Source organism: Streptomyces sp. NPDC050703 (assembly GCF_040654435.1).
GTDB lineage: Bacteria > Actinomycetota > Actinomycetes > Streptomycetales > Streptomycetaceae > Streptomyces.
Map to the genome: position 1 here is coordinate 1 of NZ_JBFAHX010000004.1, position 15,991 is coordinate 15,991.

Genomic DNA, 15,991 nt, shown 5'->3' on the forward strand with positions numbered 1-15,991 from the left:
AAACTGCCCCACCCTCCGTCTTCCCCCGAGACGCTGGGTGGGGCTTTTCGCTGCCCGATGTCTTCGCAGGGTTCTTGCTAGTAGAAAGTGATCCAGATGAACCAGCTCCACACCCCGAAGGCGAGCAGGAACCAGGAGACAGGGCGGCTGAGCTTCATACGTTCAGTATCGCGATCCGGCCTGTCGAACCGCTCCCGGGGTGGGGACAGCGCGGCGGGAGGCACCTCGGCGCCGGGGTCCACGGCCGGGACCTGTACGTTCACGTCCGTGCCCGCCTTGAGAAGAGCCGCCCTGCTGCTCGCTTCCGCGACGATGCTGACCCTGTCGACCACGGCCCCCGCCCTCGCGGACGGCAAGCCGGACGACGACGGGCAGCCCAAGCCCCCTTCCTCCATGTCGACGGTCGGCGGCGCGAGGCTCGGAAAGCCGGGTACGCAGGTGCGGCTGAAGCAGGGCGCCCCGGTGCTGCCCAAGGACCTGTCGGCGCGCTCCTGGATGGTGTCGGACGCGGAGTCGGGCGAGGTGCTCGCCGCGCACAACGCGCACTGGCGGCTGCCTCCGGCGAGCACCCTGAAGATGCTGTTCGCGGACACGGTCCTGCCGAAGTTCCCCAAGAGCCAGAAGCACGAGGTCAAGCTCTCCGACCTGGAAGGGGTCGGCGTGGGCAGCAGCCTGGTGGGCATCAAGGAGAACGAGACGTACACCGTCCACGACCTGTGGCTCGGTGTCTTCCTGCGCTCGGGCAACGACGCGGTGCACGTCCTCTCGGCGATGAACGACGGCGTCGAGCAGACCGTCAAGGACATGCAGGAGCACGCCGAGGAGCTCCAGGCGCTCGACACGCACGTCGTCTCGCCCGACGGCTACGACGAGAAGGGGCAGGTCTCCTCGGCGTACGACCTGACGCTGTTCGCCCGGTCGGGGCTGCAGAAGAAGGACTTCCGCGAGTACTGCTCGACGGCCACGGCCCAGTTCCCCGGCGAGACGAAGAAGATCACCAAGGGCAAGGACAAGGGCAGGACCAAGCGCGAGTCGTTCGGGATCCAGAACACCAACCGGCTGCTCACGGGTGCCGACGGGATCACTCCGTACAAGGGCATCGCCGGTGTCAAGAACGGCAGCACCACCAACGCGGGCAACACGTTCACCGGGGTCGCCGAGCGCGACGGCAAGGTCCTCCTCGTGACCGTCATGAACCCCTCGTCCGGGGAGCCGCACGCGGTGTACAAGGAGACCGCCCGGCTCCTCGACTGGGGCTTCGAGGCGGCGGACAAGGTCGAGCCGGTGGGTGAGCTCGTCGCGCCGAAGGGCGCGACCGGTTCGGGCAAGGGCGCTCCCGGCGGTGGCGGCAAGGGCGATGCCGCCGCGAAGCTGGCGCACACGTCCGGCGGGGGTTCGAGCGGCATGGGGGTCGCCCTCGGGGTGGCGGGCGGTGTGGTCCTCGTGCTCGGTGCGGGCGCCTTCGTGCTCAGGCGCCGGATGCCGCTCCCGGGACAGGCCGGCCGGCGGACCCCGCGGGACTGACGGCGTCCGGCCCGGCGCGGTCGGCGCTCTCCGCGCCGTCCGCGCCGTCCTCGCCGACCTCGCCGGCCTCGCGGGACGCCTTCCGCGTCGCCGTCCACGCGGCGCAGAACAGCAGCAGCTTCGCGGTGAGGTTGATCCAGAGCAGCAGCGCGACGGGCACGCCGAAGGCGCCGTACATGCTCTTCGCGGCGACGCCCTTCATGTAGCCGCCGAGCAGCAGCTTGAGCAGTTCGAAGCCGACGGCGCCGATCAGGGCGGCGGTGACGAGGTCGCGACGGTGCGGCTGCACGCCGGGCAGCAGCGTCAGGACGTAGAGCAGCAGCAGGAAGTCCGCGAGGATGGCGATGGCGAACGCCAGGACCTGGAGCAGTACGGCTCCCCAGCCGGTCTCGTCGATGCCGAGGAGGCGCGCCGTCCAGCCGACGGCGACCGACGCGAGGCCGGAGGCCGCGAACGAGGCGAGGCCCGCGCCGCCGAGCCCGAGGAGCACCCCGGCGTCCTTGGCCTTGCGCAGGACGGGGTTCTCCTCCTCGTCCTCGCACTGCCAGACGGCCCGCAGGCACTCCCGCATGGAGCCGACCCAGCCGATGCCGGTGAAGAGCAGCAGGGCGCCCGCGATGAGGCCGACGGTGCCGGCGTTGGCGACGAGGGCGTCGAGGTCGAGCTGGTCGGAGATGCCGGGCACCTGCTCGGCGAGCTTGTCCTTGAGGGTGTCCTGCTGCTTCGCGGAGAGGGTGGCGGCGGCGATCGCCGCGGCGACGGTGAGCAGCGGGAAGAGCGCCAGGAAGCTGATGAAGGTCATCGCGGCGGCGAGGCGGGTCCAGTGCACCTCGTCGAGCCGTTCGTAGGCGTGCCACGCGTGCGTGCGCATGCCCTTGGCCACCAGCGGCCCGATGCCGGGCAGTCTCTTCAGCCAGTCCATGACGCCTCTCCGCCCGCTGTCGCGCCCTGAGCCGTCCCCGACGGCTCGCGGGACACCCGGAAGACCAGGGTCCGTGTACCCCAGAATCGCAGGGCGGTGGCCAGCGCCATGCCGATGCCCGCCCCGGAGACGGTGTCGGCGCGCCGCGAGGTGAGGCCGAGGCCGTAGTGCGACACGGCGATGCAGAGCAGTTGGACGAGGGCGCCCGCGATGTTGACGGCGAAGAAGACCACGTACTGGCGCAGCCGTGACACCCGCGCGGCCCTGCGCCGGTAGGTGCCGAGCGCGTTGCCCGCGTACGCCACGGAGCAGCCCGCCACGAAGGACAGGGCCTTGGCGGTCAGCGGGTCGAGGCCGGCGGGGCCGCGCAGCCAGAGGAAGAGGCCGAGGTCGGCGGCGTAGGCGCAGGCACCGGCGGCGGCGAAGCCGAGGAGTTCGGGTCCCATCGCCCGCAGCCGTGCGCGCGGGGTGGGCCCTGCCCGCTTCCGGCCGGGTGCCGGGGGCCGGGCGGGCCGCGTCACCAGTCCGCGACCGCGAGGCCGTACAGGGCCACCCACACGACGCCGATCACGGCCAGGGCCCTGTCCCGCAGGACGACGTCCTCCGGCTCGCCCGCGGTGCCCCGGTCGGCGAACACGGCGTAGCGCAGGACGGCGAGGATGAAGGCCGCCATGGAGAGCTGGCGCCAGGGCAGCGTGCCGCCGTTGGCGGTGCCGCCCTCCTCCATGGCCCACAGGCAGTACGCGAGGACGGCGACGCCGGCGGCGAGCTGCCATACGAAGCGCAGGTAGCCGGTGGTGTATTCGGTGAGCAGCGCGCGCGTGGCGCCGGGTCTGCCGGGGCCCGCGGACATCTGGACGGCTTCGGAGTAGCGCTTGGCGGAGACCATGAAGAGCGCGCCGAAGCCGGTGGTGATCAGGAACCACCGCGAGAGCGGGATGCCGAGCGCGAGGCCGCCGATCATGGCGCGCATCAGGAAGCCGGTCGTGACGATCGTGAGGTCGACGACGAGGACGTGCTTGAGGCTGACGCAGTACGCGAGTTGCATGACGACGTACGCGGCCAGGAGGGCCGCGGTCAGCGGGGTGCACAGGACGGCGGCGGTGGTGGGCGCGAGGACGGCGAGGAGCCCGCCCGCCGCGTAGGCGACGGGTACCGGCACCTGTCCGGCGGCCACCGGTCTGCGGCACTTGGTGGGGTGGGCGCGGTCGGCGTCGGCGTCCCGGGCGTCGTTGATGAGGTAGACGGCGGAGGCGGCGGCCGTGAACAGCGTGAAGACGAGGACGAGTTGGACGGCGGCGTGGCGCGAGAAGAGCTCACCGGCCGCCGCGGGGGCGGCGACGACCAGGACGTTCTTCACCCACTGGCGGGGCCGCGCGGTCTTCAGGACGCCCAGCGGCAGGCCAAGGGCGGACGGCCGGGGAGGCGGGTCGAGGGCGGCGGGGGAGAGTTCCGGTACGGCGGCGGAATGTTCGGGCACGGCGGCGGAGCGCTCAGCCACGGCTGCGGCCCCCGTTCATCCAGCCGGCTCCCAGGCGGGCGGTGAGCGCGCCGAGTGCGGCGCCCGCGGCCACGTCCGAGGGGTAGTGGACGCCGACGACGAGCCGGGAGACGCACACGGCGGCGGCCAGCGGCGGCACGAGGCGGGCTCCGGCGGGGCGCAGCGCGCCGTACGCGACGGCGGCGGCGGCCGACGAGGTGGCGTGGGAGCTGGGGAAGGAGTGCCGGCCCGCGGTGCGCACGAGGGGCGCCGCGCCGTCCGGTCCCTGCGGGCGCGGCCTGCGGACGACCCGCTTGACGGCCATGCTCGCCGCATGGGCGGTGACGGTCAGCGCCGTGGCGCGCAGCCAGGCGCCGCGCCGCTCGCGGTCCGCGGCGGCGCCCACGAGGCCGGCGGCGATCCACAGGGCGCCGTGTTCGCCGCCCCGGGACAGGGCGCGGGCCGCGGCGGCCACGCGCGGGTCGGTGCCGCAGTCGCGCAGGGCCGACAGCAACCGGTGGTCCATGTCGTGCATGTGGCCTCGATCTCGAAGCATCTCTTCATCCGGGCAGTTCAACTCTCCAAGGCATCAGCCCGATAATGGGGTCATTACAGGGTGACACTCCCCTAATCACCCATTTCGGTGAGAGCACGGACGATCCTGAGTAAATCCCCCTCATTCCGGCGCTACCGTCGTGGCCATGCCTGCCGACTCCCCCTCCCTGGCGCCCTTCGAAGCCGTCTCCGTCTCCGGCTGGGGGCGCACGGCCCCGACCACCGCCCGGCTGGTGAGACCCCGTACGCAGGAGGAGGCGGCGGCCGCGGTGCTCGGCTGCGGTGAGCGCGGCGGCATCGCCAGGGGCCTCGGCCGGGCCTACGGCGACGCCGCGCAGAACGCGGGCGGCGACGTCTTCGACATGACGGGCCTCGACCGGGTGCACTCCATCGACGCCGACGCGGGCACCGTCGTCTGCGACGCGGGCGTCTCGCTGCACCACCTGATGGAGGTCCTGCTCCCCCTCGGCTGGTTCGTGCCCGTCACCCCGGGCACGCGCTACGTCACCGTCGGCGGGGCCATCGGCGCCGACATCCACGGCAAGAACCACCACGGCTCCGGTGCCTTCGCCCGCCACGTCCTCTCGATGGACCTGCTCACGGCCGACGGCACCATCCGCACCCTCGCGCCCGGCACGCCCCTGTTCGACGCCACGGCGGGCGGCATGGGCCTGACCGGCGTGATCCTCTCGGCGGCCGTGCGGCTCCAGCCGGTCGAGACGTCCCTGATGAGCGTGGACACCGAGCGCGCGACGGACCTCGACGACCTGATGGCCCGCCTCACCGCCACCGACCACCGCTACCGCTACTCCGTGGCCTGGATCGACCTCCTCGCCCGCGGCGCGGCCATGGGCCGCTCGGTCCTCACCCGCGGCGACCACGCCCCGCTCGACGCCCTCCCGGCACGGGCACGCGCGCGCAGAGCGCCCCTCGCGTTCCGCCCCGGGCAGCTCCCCGCCGCCCCCTCCTTCGTCCCCGAAGGGCTCCTCGGCAGGACGTCGGTGGGCCTCTTCAACGAGCTCTGGTACCGCAAGGCACCCCGGTGGCGCACCGGGGAGCTGCAGAAGATCTCCACCTTCTTCCACCCCCTGGACGGCGTCCCGCACTGGAACCGCGTCTACGGCCGCGGCGGCTTCGTGCAGTACCAGTTCGTCGTCGGGTACGGCAAGGAAGAGGCCCTGCACCGCATCGTGCGCCGCATCTCCGAGCGCGGCTGCCCGTCCTTCCTCGCCGTCCTGAAGCGCTTCGGCGACGCCGATCCGGGGTGGCTGTCCTTCCCGCTGCCCGGCTGGACGCTCGCGCTCGACATCCCGGCGAACCTGCCGGGGCTCGGCGCCTTCCTCGACGAGCTCGACGAGGAGGTGGCCGCCGCCGACGGGCGCGTCTACCTCGCCAAGGACTCGCGGCTGCGGCCCGAGATGCTCGCCGGGATGTACCCCAGGCTCGACGACTTCCGCGCCCTGCGGGCCGAGCTCGACCCGCGCGGCGTGTTCCGCTCGGACCTCTCGCGCCGCCTCGCCCTCTAGGAGATCGGTACTCATGAAAGACGCCTTCGGCACCCCCCAGTCCCTGCTCGTCCTCGGCGGCACCTCGGAGATCGGCCTGGCCGTCGCGCGGCGCCTCGTCGTACGCCGCACCCGTACCGTGTGGCTGGCGGGCCGCCCGTCACCGGCCCTCGACGAGGCCGCGGCGGGGCTGCGCGACATGGGCGCCGACGTGCGGACCGTCGCCTTCGACGCGCTCGACCCCGAGTCCCACGAGGAGGGGCTCGGCAAGGTCTTCGCCGAGGGCGACATCGACATGGTGCTGCTCGCCTTCGGCGTCCTCGGCGACCAGGCCCGCGACGAGGACGAACCCCTCTCGGCGGTGCGCGTCGCCCAGACCAACTACACCGGGGCCGTCTCCTCCGGCCTGGTCTGCGCGCGGGCGCTGCAGTCGCAGGGCCACGGCTCCCTGGTGGTGCTCTCCTCGGTGGCGGGCGAGCGGGCGCGCCGCTCCAACTTCATCTACGGCTCCAGCAAGGCCGGCCTCGACACCTTCACCCAGGGCCTCGGCGACGCCCTGCACGGCACCGGGGTGCACGTCATGGTCGTCCGCCCCGGCTTCGTCCGCTCGAAGATGACGGCAGGCCTGGAGGAGGCCCCCCTGTCGACCACGCCCGACGCGGTCGCGGCGGCCGTCGAGACGGGGCTGCGGCGGCGCTCGGAGACGGTGTGGGTGCCCGGGAGGCTGCGCGTGGTGATGTCGGCGCTACGGCACGTGCCGAGGCCGCTGTTCCGGCGCCTGCCGATCTGACGGGCCCCGCGCGGCCCCGGCCGGGCCGCTGCCCCGGTCAGCGGGTGGGCAGCGTGCCGCGGGCCGCCGGGGACGCGGCCTGGGACGGCACCACAGGGCCGCCGAAGTCGAAGTCGCGCAGCTTGCGCCAGATGCCGTCCGTGCCCTGTTCGTAGAGCGCGAAGCCGGTGCAGGGCCAGGCGGCCTCGTACTCCGACAGCTCCTCGTACGCCCGGTCCATGGCCTCCTCGGAGATGCCGTGGGCCACCGTGACGTGCGGGTGGTACGGGAACTGCAGTTCGCGTGCCATCGGCCCCGACGCGTCCCGCACCCGCTTCTGGAGCCAGGAGCAGGCCGCGCCACCCTCCACGACCTGCACGAAGACGACCGGCGACAGCGGCCGGAACGTGCCCGTCCCCGACAGGCGCATCGGGAAGGGCCGCCCGGCCGCCGCGACCGACATCAGATGCGACTCGACCGCGGGCAGCGCGGACGCCTCCACCTCGGTGGGGGGCAGCAGGGTCACATGCGTGGGGATGCCGTGCGCCGCGGGGTCCCCGAAGCCCGCGCGCCGCTCCTGGAGCAGGCTGCCGTGTGGCTCCGGGACCGCGATCGAGACGCCGATCGTTACGGTCCCCACGTCGTACTCCTGTCGTCGTGTCGATGGGCAGGGGGCGCTGCTCGCCGCGCAGCGCGGGTGCGGTGGTCGTGCTCGGTCCGGTGACGCTCAGTGCTTGGCGGGCAGGAAACCCACCCTGTCGTACGCCTGCGCGAGGGTCTCGGCGGCGACGGCACGGGCCTTCTCCGCTCCCTTGGCCAGGATCGAGTCCAGCGTCTCGGGGTCCCCCAGATATTCCTGGGTGCGGTCCCTGAACGGGGTCACGAACTCGACCATGACCTCGGCGAGGTCGGTCTTGAGCGCACCGTAGCCCTTGCCGGCGTACTTCTGCTCCAGTTCCGCGATACCGGCACCGGTGAGCGTGGAGTAGATGCGGAGGAGGTTGCTGACGCCGGGCTTCTCGGCCACGTCGTAGCGGATGACGGTGTCCGTGTCGGTGACGGCGCTCTTGACCTTCTTGGCGGTCGCCTTGGGGTCGTCCAGGAGGTTGATCAGGCCCTTCGGCGTGGACGCCGACTTGCTCATCTTGATCGACGGGTCCTGGAGGTCGTAGATCTTCGCCGTCTCCTTGAGGATGTACGCCGACGGCACGGTGAACGTCTCCCCGAGGCGGCCGTTGAAGCGCTCGGCGAGGTCGCGGGTCAGCTCGACGTGCTGGCGCTGGTCCTCGCCGACCGGGACCTCGTTGGCCTGGTAGAGCAGGATGTCCGCGACCTGGAGGACCGGGTACGTGAAGAGGCCCACGGAGGCCTTCTCGGCGCCGTGCCTGGCCGACTTGTCCTTGAACTGCGTCATCCGGGACGCCTCGCCGAAGCCGGTGAGGCAGTTCATGATCCAGGCGAGCTGGGCGTGCTCGGGGACGTGGCTCTGGACGAAGAGCGTGCAGCGCTCCGGGTCGAGCCCCGCGGCGAGCAGCTGGGCGGCGGCGAGCCGGGTGTTGGCGCGCAGCTCCGCGGGGTCCTGCGGGACCGTGATGGCGTGCAGGTCCACCACCATGTAGAAGGCGTCGTGGGACTCCTGCAGGGCGACCCACTGGCGCACGGCGCCGAGGTAGTTGCCGAGGTGGAACGAGCCGGCGGTGGGCTGGATACCGGAGAGCACACGAGGACGTTCAGAGGCCATGCGGCCCATTCTCTCAGGTGCCTCTCACAACTCGGAAACAGGTGCGGCCCGCGCGCGGCCCGCAGGGGCCCCGTCTCCCGCGCGCCAGTCGCCGTCCTGTCGAGTCCGCCCCGGCGGGCACGCCGATACGGCATGTTTCCCCGTCCGCGACGCGGCCGACGATAGAACATGGGCGCCACCTACACGCCACACCGCAGGACGATCGGAGAACCCGTGTCGAGCATGCCAGCACCGTTCGCGTCATCTTCGTCAGCGCAGTCGGCGACGCCCTCGCCGGCGGCACCCGCGGGCTCGGCCACCGCGGAGTACATCGCGTCCGCCGAGGCGCACAGCGCGCACAACTACCATCCGCTGCCGATCGTCGTCGCCTCCGCCGAGGGGGCGTGGATGACCGACGTCGAGGGGCGGCGGTACCTCGACATGCTCGCCGGGTACTCCGCGCTCAACTTCGGGCACGGCAACCGCCGGCTCGTCGACGCGGCCAAGGCGCAGCTCGACCGGGTGACGCTGACGTCGCGGGCCTTCCACCACGACCGGTTCGCCGAATTCTGCGCCCGCCTCGCCGAGCTGTGCGGCAAGGACATGGTGCTGCCGATGAACACCGGCGCCGAGGCCGTGGAGACGGCCGTGAAGACCGCGCGGAAGTGGGGTTACCGGGTCAAGGGCGTGCCTGAGGGGCGGGCGAGGATCGTCGTGGCGGCCGGGAACTTCCACGGCAGGACGACGACCATCGTCAGCTTCTCGACGGACGAGGAGGCCCGGGCCGACTACGGTCCGTACACGCCGGGCTTCGAGATCGTGCCGTACGGCGACGCGGCGGCGCTGCGGGCCGCCGTCACCGACGACACGGTGGCGGTGCTGCTCGAACCGATCCAGGGCGAGGCCGGAGTCCTGGTGCCGCCGCCCGGCTATCTGGCGGGCGTCAGGGAGCTGACCCGGGAGCGGAACGTCCTCTTCGTCGCGGACGAGATCCAGTCGGGGCTCGGCAGGACGGGCCGTACGTTCGCGTGCGAGCACGAGGGCGTGGTGCCCGACGTGTATCTGCTGGGCAAGGCGCTCGGCGGCGGCGTCGTGCCCGTGTCGGCGGTGGTCGCCGACGCCGACGTGCTCGGGGTGTTCAAGCCGGGCGAGCACGGGTCGACGTTCGGCGGCAACCCGCTCGCCTGCGCGGTGGGCCTGGAGGTGGTCGCGATGCTGTCCACGGGCGAGTTCCAGGCCCGCGCCACGGAGCTGGGCGAGCACCTGCACGCCGAGCTGAACCTGCTGGCCGGTGCCGGTGCGGTGACCGGGGTGCGCGGGCGCGGCCTGTGGGCGGGCGTCGACATCGCCCCGGGGCACGGCACGGGCCGCGAGGTCTCCGAGAAGCTGATGGACCGCGGCGTCCTGGTCAAGGACACGCACGGCGCGACGATCCGCATCGCTCCCCCGCTGGTGATCAGCAAGGAGGACCTGGACTGGGGCCTCGACCAGCTGCGGGCGGTGCTCGCCCAGCCACGGGCGTGACCGCCCCCGGCCGGGGGCGGCGCCCGTTCCGCTACGGCAGGATCACGTGCGGGAGGAAGCGCGCGTACTCGTCCGTGACCAGCCCCGACGACTCCCTGATGCCGAGCCCGGCCGCCTCGTCCTCGACGACCCACGCGCCGAGGACGACGCGGTTGCCGTCGAAGTCGGGCAGCGGCGCGAGCTCCTGGTAGCAGCAGGGCTCGTCGCGGACGGCGGGGGCGGCGCCGGGCTCGTGCACGGTCACGCCCGCGCCCTCGCGGCCGAGCAGCGGCTTGGCGACGTAGCCGCGTTCGCCGGCCAGCTCGCGGGGGCCGTCCAGATGGGCGGGGAGCAGGTTCGGGTGGCCGGGGTACAGCTCCCAGAGGACGGCGAGCAGCGCCTTGTTGGACAGGAGCATCTTCCAGGCGGGCTCGATCCAGAGCGTCGATCCGGTGCCGCCGCCGTTGTCGAGGGTCTCCAGGACGTGCGGGGCGAAGCGGTCCGTGGTCAGCCACTCCCACGGGTACAGCTTGAAGCAGCCGCGCATGAAGCGGAGCCGCTTGTCGACGAAGCGGCGCGAGAGGCGGTCCCAGCCGATGTCCTCCATGGCGATGGCCTCGGTGGCGAGCCCCGCCTGTTCGGCCGTCTCCCTGAGGTACGCCACCGTCATCAGGTCCTCGCCGAGTTCGTCGGCGGCGGAGTGCGCGAAGTACAGCGGGGAGCCGGGCGGCAGGAGCGCGGCCTGCTTCCGCCAGGCGTCGACGAGGCGTTCGTGCAGGGAGTTCCACTGGTCGGCGCCGGGGAAGCGCTCCTCCATCCAGAACCACTGCGGGCTCGCGGCCTCGACCAGGGAGGTGGGCGTGTCGGCGTTGTACTCCAGGAGCTTGGCGGGGCCCGTGCCGTCGTACCGCAGGTCGAAGCGGCCGTAGAGCGAGGGGAGTTCGGCGCGGCGGTGCCAGGACTCGGTGACGGCGGCGGCCACGCGCGGGTCGGTGATGCCGAGGTCGGCGAGGCGGTCGTGGCCGACGATGTGCGCGGCGGCGGCCAGGCACATCGCGTGCAGCTCCTCGACGACCTCCTCCAGCGCCTCCACCTCGGGAAGCGAGAACACGTAGTACGCGCTCTCGTCCCAGTAGGGGCGCAGGGAGCCGTCGGGGTAGCGGGTGAGCGGATAGATGAGGCCCTGGTCCTCGACGGTCCGCTGCCAGCCGGGGCGGGGTTCGATGGTGCGGCGTTCCATGGCGTACGCGTCCTCGTCCCCGGGTCAGCCGCCGCCGCTGCCGCTGCCCGAGCAGCCGAAGCCGTCGCGGTCCACGGCCTCGCTGCGGCTGAACGTGCCGTTGTCGGCGTGGCGTCCTTCGACGTCCGCGTCGTAGTACCAGGCGGGGTCGGTGCGGCCCGCCTTCTTGCCCGTGCCGTAGGAGCCCGGGCCCGCCTTGCGGCCCTTGCCCGCTGAACTCCCGGACGAGGGCTTGCAGTTCTTGTCGGCGACGACCTTGTAGCCGAGGAACGTGTCGTAGCTGTCCCGGTCCACGCACCGCCGGTCCGGGTCGGAGCCGCAGGACGTCAGGGCCGCCGCGAGGACGCCCATGCCGCCGAGCACGACCGTGCTGGAACGCAGCCGCCGTGGTGTCTTCTCCGCCATTCCGTGTACTCCCCCGTTGTCCGTGCTCCCGCCGTGCCCGGTGGCGGGCGGGTGGCCCGCGTACGTCTCGGGCCGGCGATCAGCGTAGGCAAGGCGCCGCGCGGCGTGCCGGCCGCCCACCCCTGATGTCCGCCGTGTGCCCGTTGGGCCGCCTTTGACGCGTGGTGGCGGGCCGCCGTCACGGAAGGACCCGGCACAGGGCCGCGAGGGCCCCGGTCCACGCGTGCTCGGCGGGGGTGCCGTAGCCGACGACGAGCGCGTCGCCCTGCCGGGCCGCCGCGAGGGGGTGGCGGAAGCGGGAGAGGCCCTGCACCGCCAGGCGTTCCCAGGTGGCGGCCTCGACCACGGAGTCCTCCGTGCCCGGGGGCAGTTCGAGCACCGCGTGGAGGCCCGCCGCGATGCCCGTGGCGCGGGTCTCGGGGGCCCGCTCGGCGAGGGCGGCCACGAGCTGGTCCCTGCGGCGCCGGTAGCGGAGCCTCGCGGCGCGCACGTGGCGGTCGTACGCGCCCGAGGTGAGGAACTCCGCCAGGGTGAGCTGGTCGAGGGCGCCGCAGGACCAGCCCGCCGCGTCCTTCTCGCCGAGCGCCTCGTCCCGCAGCCCGGCCGGCAGCACCATCCATCCGATGCGCAGCCCCGGCGCGAGGGACTTGCTGGCCGTGCCGAGGTAGACGACGCGCTCGGGGTCGAGGCCCTGGAGGGCGCCGACCGGCTGGCGGTCGTAGCGGAACTCGCCGTCGTAGTCGTCCTCCAGGATCAGGCCGCCCTCGCGCCGGGCCCAGTCGACGGCCGCCGCCCGCCGGTCGGGGCGCAGCGGCATCCCCATCGGGAACTGGTGCGCCGGGGTGAGCAGCACCGTCTCGGCCGCGCCCGCCCCGCCGGTGAGGTCGGAGACCACCGTGCCGAGGCCGTCGAAGCCGAGGGGCACCGTCCGCAGGCCCGCCCGGTGCAGCAGCTGCCAGTGGATGTCGAGGCCGTACGACTCCACGCCGACCTGCCGCTGCCCCCGGGCCCGCAGCACCCTGCCGAGGATCGACAGGGCGTGCACGAACCCGGCGGTCACCACGATGCGGTCGGGGTCGGCGTGCACGCCGCGGGCCCGCGCGAGGTATCCGGCGAGGGCCTCGCGCAGCTCCACCCTGCCGCGCGGGTCGCCGTAGCCGAGGGCGTCGTTGGGGGCCGCGGTGAGCGCGCGGCGGGCCGCCTTGAGCCACTCGGCGCGGGGGAAGGCGGAGAGGTCGGGCTTGCCCGGGGTCAGGTCGTACGTCGGCTCCCCGCCCCTCCTGCGGGGCCGCGCGGCCCGCTCCGGGGGCGTGACGACCCGCTCGGCGACCCGCGTGCCGGAGCCCTGCCGGGCCGTGAGCCAGCCCTCGGCGACCAGGTCGGCGTACGCGTCGGCGACCGTGTTCCGCGCGATGCCCAGGTCGACGGCGAGGGAGCGGGAGGACGGCAGCCGCGTGCCCGGCGCGAGCCTGCCGCCGCGCACCGCTTCGCGCAGCGCGTCCGTGAGGCCCCTGCGGACCCCGTGCCGTGAGGCGTCGCCGCCCGTCTCCAGGTGCAGGTCGACGCCGAGATTGGCCCACGTTCCTCCCATGGGAATGGACCATACCGCTGGGCTGCATCGAGCCTAGGCTCGACCGCATGACGACCACGGACGAGAACAGCACGGGAACCGGCACCACCAAGGAGTACCTGCACGAGCACACCCCCCGCCTCGCCTGGGCCACCCACGCCCCCGAGGTGTTCAAGGCCATGATCAAGTTCGACGCGGCGGCCCGTAAGGGCCTCGACCCGGTCATCTACGAGCTGGTCAAGATCCGCGCCTCGCAGATCAACCGCTGCGCGCTCTGCCTCGACATGCACACCAAGGACGCGCTGGCGGCGGGCGAGAGCGTCGAGCGGATCGTCCAGCTCAGCGCGTGGGAGGAGTCGCGGCACTTCTACACGGCCAGGGAGATCGCGGCGATCGAGCTGACCGAGGCCGTCACCGTCCTCACCGACGGCTTCGTGCCGGACGAGGTGTACGCGAAGGCCGCCGAGCAGTTCGACGAGGCCGAGCTGACCCAGCTCATCGCCGCGATCACGGTCATCAACGCCTGGAACCGCTTCGGCGTGACGACGCGCCAGGTGCCGGGCCACTACAAGCCGGGCGACCACAAGTGACCGTCGGCGCCGCGCCGCACCCGGGTCCCCGTACGACGTACCTGGACCCGGGTGTGGCGGGCGCGATGAGCGCGCTGAGCGCCGCCGCCAAGCGGGGGCTCGGCGACCCCGTGCTCGCCGAGCTGGTGATGGCGCGTGCCTCGCAGATCAACGCGTGCGCGTTCTGCCTCGACATGCACGTGGACCTCGCCCTGGAGCGGGGCGAGACGCCGAAGCGGATCGCGCTGCTCGACGCCTGGGCGGAGGCCGGGGACCTGTTCACCGAACGGGAGCGCGCGGCCCTCGCGCTGACCGAGGCGGTCACGGTCCTGACCGCGGACGCCGTCCCCGACGCGACGTACGCGCGGGCCGCCGAGCACTTCGGCGACGCCGGGCTCGCGCACCTCATCGCCCTGATCACCGTCATCAACGGCTGGAACCGGCTGATGGTCAGCCGCCGCATCGCCCCCGGAGGCCCCGCATGGTGAACCACGTCGAGACGCTGCGCGCCCTGCACCACGGGCGGGCGCCCGGGGACCCGCTGGTCCTGCCGGGGCCGTGGGACGCGGCTAGCGCTCGTACGTTCGAGGCGGCGGGGAGTCCCGCGCTCGCGACGCCCAGTGCGGGCATCGCGCTGTCCCTCGGGTACGAGGACGGCCAGGTGCCGCCGGACGAGATGTTCGCGGCGGTCGCGCGGATCACGCGGTCCGTCTCCGTGCCGGTGAGCGCGGACGTCGAGGACGGCTACGGGCTCGCGCCCGCCGAGCTGGTCGAGCGGCTCCTTGAGGCCGGCGCGGTCGGCTGCAACCTGGAGGACTCCCGGGGCGGCGCCCTCAGGGACCCCGCCGAGCAGGCGGACTTCCTCGCGGCGGTACGGGATGCCGCGGGCGGCCGGATCTTCGTGAACGCCCGCGTCGACACGTTCCTGCGGGGCGTCGCGGAGCCGGGCCCCGCGATCGAGAGGGCCCGGCTGTACGTGGCCGCGGGCGCGGACTGCGTCTACCCGATCCTGGCGCCCGCCGAGGCGGTCCCCGCGCTGCGGGCGGGGATCGAGGGGCCGATCAACGTGGTCGCCCTGCCGGACGGCCCCGGCCCGCGGGAACTGGGGGAACTGGGCGCCACGAGGGTCACGTTCGGGCCCGGCCTGCTGCACCGGACGATGGCCGCCCTGGAGGAGATCATGGCGGACCTGGTCTAGACGGGCCGAGCGGGCGGGCGGGTGGGAGAGACCCGCCGCGAAGCGGCGGATCAGAAAAACCCCCACCCCCCGGCAGGGTCACTTGGGCAGCCAGGCCCGCCACTTGGACTCGTTCTTCTTGATCCAGGACTCCGCCGCGGCGTCCGGTGACATCTTCTTGTCCGCGATCATCAGGGAGACCTCGTTCTGGTCCTCCTCCGACCACCGGAAGTTCTTCAGGAACTCCGCGGCCTCGCCGCCCTTCTTCGCGAAGTCCGCGTTGAAGTACTTCTGCAGCGGCGTGTGCGGGTAGGCGCACTTGATCTCGGCCGGGTCGGCGTCGCAGCCCTCCTTGTACGCGGGCAGCTTCACCTCCGTCATCGGCACCTTCTCGAACAGCCACTGCGGCTTGTACCAGTAGGTGAGGAACGGCTTCTTCTGCTTGGCGAACTGCTCGATCTGGGTGATCTGCGCGGCCTCGGACCCGGCGAAGACGACCTCGTAGTCCAGGCCGAGGTTCTTCACCAGGGCCTTGTCGTTCGTCACGTACGACGGGGAGCCGTCCATGAGCTGGCCCTTGCTGCCGCTCTCGGACGTCTTGAACCGGTCGGCGTACTTGTTGAGGTTCTTCCAGTCGGTGACGTCCGGGTGCTTCTTCGCGAAGTACGTGGGGACGTACCAGCCGATGTGCCCGGTGACGCCGACGTCGCCGCCGGGGACGATCGTCTTCTTGTCCTTGACGTACCGCTGCTCCTGCTCGGGGTGGCCCCAGTCCTCCAGGATCGCGTCGACGCGGCCCTGGCTGAGGGCGTCCCAGGCGGGGACCTCGTCGATCTGGACCTTGTCGACGCGGTAGCCCAGCTCGTTCTTGAGCAGGTACTCGGCGACGGCGACGTCCGCCTGCGCGCCCACCCAGGACTGGACCGAGAGGGTCACGGTCTTGGCGCCCTCGGCGTTGGCGTACGGGGACGCCTGCTTGGTCATGTCGGCCGCGCCGCAGCCGGAGAGCGCGAACAGCGCCCCGCCGGCCGTGACGGCGCTCATGACACGCG

The 15,991-nt window shown here is 72.8% G+C and carries 18 protein-coding genes; 7 read left to right on the plus strand and 11 right to left on the minus strand.

Annotated features, from left to right (window positions below):
• Positions 1 to 77: 77 nt before the first annotated feature.
• Entirely contained in the window at positions 78 to 263 is a 186-nt protein-coding gene (locus AB0I16_RS04755; RefSeq protein WP_363248134.1) for a hypothetical protein, read from the minus strand.
• Positions 264 to 267: 4 nt separating this feature from the next.
• On the opposite strand from AB0I16_RS04755, the gene AB0I16_RS04760 reads away from it, so the two are divergent.
• Complete coding sequence (locus AB0I16_RS04760) at positions 268 to 1,524, plus strand: D-alanyl-D-alanine carboxypeptidase (RefSeq protein WP_363247891.1); 1,257 nt, start codon at positions 268 to 270, stop codon at positions 1,522 to 1,524.
• Here the strand turns inward: AB0I16_RS04760 and AB0I16_RS04765 are convergent.
• The 4 genes from AB0I16_RS04765 to AB0I16_RS04780 all read right to left on the minus strand — a co-directional run bounded on the left by AB0I16_RS04765 (position 1,469) and on the right by AB0I16_RS04780 (position 4,461).
• Entirely contained in the window at positions 1,469 to 2,446 is a 978-nt protein-coding gene (locus AB0I16_RS04765; protein WP_363247892.1) for a YihY/virulence factor BrkB family protein, read from the minus strand. The two genes, AB0I16_RS04760 and AB0I16_RS04765, sit on opposite strands and share 56 nt — an antisense overlap.
• On the minus strand, positions 2,434 to 2,892 hold the full coding sequence (locus AB0I16_RS04770) for a GtrA family protein (RefSeq protein ID WP_363247893.1): 459 nt from the start codon (positions 2,890 to 2,892) through the stop codon (positions 2,434 to 2,436). Before AB0I16_RS04770 ends, AB0I16_RS04765 begins: the two co-directional genes overlap by 13 nt.
• A gap of 71 nt (positions 2,893 to 2,963) precedes the next feature.
• Entirely contained in the window at positions 2,964 to 3,848 is an 885-nt protein-coding gene (locus AB0I16_RS04775; protein ID WP_363248114.1) for a decaprenyl-phosphate phosphoribosyltransferase, read from the minus strand.
• 91 nt (positions 3,849 to 3,939) lie between these two features.
• Complete coding sequence (locus AB0I16_RS04780) at positions 3,940 to 4,461, minus strand: phosphatase PAP2 family protein (protein WP_363247894.1); 522 nt, start codon at positions 4,459 to 4,461, stop codon at positions 3,940 to 3,942.
• Positions 4,462 to 4,627: 166 nt separating this feature from the next.
• Here AB0I16_RS04780 and AB0I16_RS04785 point away from each other — a divergent pair, with 166 nt between their 5' ends.
• Both AB0I16_RS04785 and AB0I16_RS04790 read left to right on the plus strand, forming a co-directional pair.
• Positions 4,628 to 6,007: an FAD-binding oxidoreductase gene (locus tag AB0I16_RS04785; protein WP_363247895.1), complete on the plus strand. Its 1,380-nt coding sequence runs from the start codon at positions 4,628 to 4,630 to the stop codon at positions 6,005 to 6,007.
• Positions 6,008 to 6,020: 13 nt separating this feature from the next.
• A complete protein-coding gene (locus AB0I16_RS04790; protein ID WP_363247896.1) occupies positions 6,021 to 6,776 on the plus strand; it encodes a decaprenylphospho-beta-D-erythro-pentofuranosid-2-ulose 2-reductase in 756 nt (251 codons plus the stop codon).
• A gap of 37 nt (positions 6,777 to 6,813) precedes the next feature.
• Here the strand turns inward: AB0I16_RS04790 and AB0I16_RS04795 are convergent, their stop codons facing one another.
• Together AB0I16_RS04795 and trpS are read right to left on the minus strand one after the other, a co-directional pair.
• Positions 6,814 to 7,395, minus strand: coding sequence for a 2'-5' RNA ligase family protein (locus tag AB0I16_RS04795; RefSeq protein ID WP_363247897.1), 582 nt, complete (start codon positions 7,393 to 7,395; stop codon positions 6,814 to 6,816).
• Between the two features lie 87 nt (positions 7,396 to 7,482).
• On the minus strand, positions 7,483 to 8,496 hold the full coding sequence (gene trpS, locus AB0I16_RS04800) for a tryptophan--tRNA ligase (protein WP_363247898.1): 1,014 nt from the start codon (positions 8,494 to 8,496) through the stop codon (positions 7,483 to 7,485).
• A gap of 222 nt (positions 8,497 to 8,718) precedes the next feature.
• Between trpS and rocD the strand changes: the two genes are divergently transcribed.
• On the plus strand, positions 8,719 to 9,999 hold the full coding sequence (gene rocD, locus AB0I16_RS04805; RefSeq protein ID WP_363247899.1) for an ornithine--oxo-acid transaminase: 1,281 nt from the start codon (positions 8,719 to 8,721) through the stop codon (positions 9,997 to 9,999).
• Positions 10,000 to 10,030: 31 nt separating this feature from the next.
• Here rocD and AB0I16_RS04810 read toward each other — a convergent pair whose 3' ends face one another.
• The 3 genes from AB0I16_RS04810 to AB0I16_RS04820 all read right to left on the minus strand — a co-directional run bounded on the left by AB0I16_RS04810 (position 10,031) and on the right by AB0I16_RS04820 (position 13,214).
• A complete protein-coding gene (locus AB0I16_RS04810; protein ID WP_363247900.1) occupies positions 10,031 to 11,218 on the minus strand; it encodes a glutathionylspermidine synthase family protein in 1,188 nt (395 codons plus the stop codon).
• A 24-nt stretch (positions 11,219 to 11,242) separates the two neighbouring features.
• Positions 11,243 to 11,623, minus strand: coding sequence for a hypothetical protein (locus tag AB0I16_RS04815; protein ID WP_363247901.1), 381 nt, complete (start codon positions 11,621 to 11,623; stop codon positions 11,243 to 11,245).
• A gap of 178 nt (positions 11,624 to 11,801) precedes the next feature.
• Positions 11,802 to 13,214, minus strand: coding sequence for a PLP-dependent aminotransferase family protein (locus tag AB0I16_RS04820; protein ID WP_363247902.1), 1,413 nt, complete (start codon positions 13,212 to 13,214; stop codon positions 11,802 to 11,804).
• Between the two features lie 47 nt (positions 13,215 to 13,261).
• On the opposite strand from AB0I16_RS04820, the gene AB0I16_RS04825 reads away from it, so the two are divergent.
• The 3 genes from AB0I16_RS04825 (at position 13,262) to AB0I16_RS04835 (ending at position 14,960) form a co-directional block, all read left to right on the plus strand.
• Positions 13,262 to 13,783, plus strand: a complete 522-nt coding sequence (locus AB0I16_RS04825) for a carboxymuconolactone decarboxylase family protein (protein ID WP_363247903.1) — start codon at positions 13,262 to 13,264, stop codon at positions 13,781 to 13,783.
• 65 nt (positions 13,784 to 13,848) lie between these two features.
• A complete protein-coding gene (locus AB0I16_RS04830) occupies positions 13,849 to 14,250 on the plus strand; it encodes a carboxymuconolactone decarboxylase family protein (protein ID WP_363248115.1) in 402 nt (133 codons plus the stop codon).
• Complete coding sequence (locus tag AB0I16_RS04835; protein ID WP_363247904.1) at positions 14,244 to 14,960, plus strand: isocitrate lyase/phosphoenolpyruvate mutase family protein; 717 nt, start codon at positions 14,244 to 14,246, stop codon at positions 14,958 to 14,960. The genes AB0I16_RS04830 and AB0I16_RS04835 overlap by 7 nt, the downstream gene beginning before the upstream one ends.
• A gap of 78 nt (positions 14,961 to 15,038) precedes the next feature.
• Here the strand turns inward: AB0I16_RS04835 and AB0I16_RS04840 are convergent, their stop codons facing one another.
• Positions 15,039 to 15,983 carry an ABC transporter substrate-binding protein gene (locus AB0I16_RS04840; protein WP_363248116.1) on the minus strand — a complete coding sequence of 315 codons (945 nt, stop codon included), beginning with the start codon at positions 15,981 to 15,983 and terminating at the stop codon, positions 15,039 to 15,041.
• Positions 15,984 to 15,991: the final 8 nt, after the last annotated feature.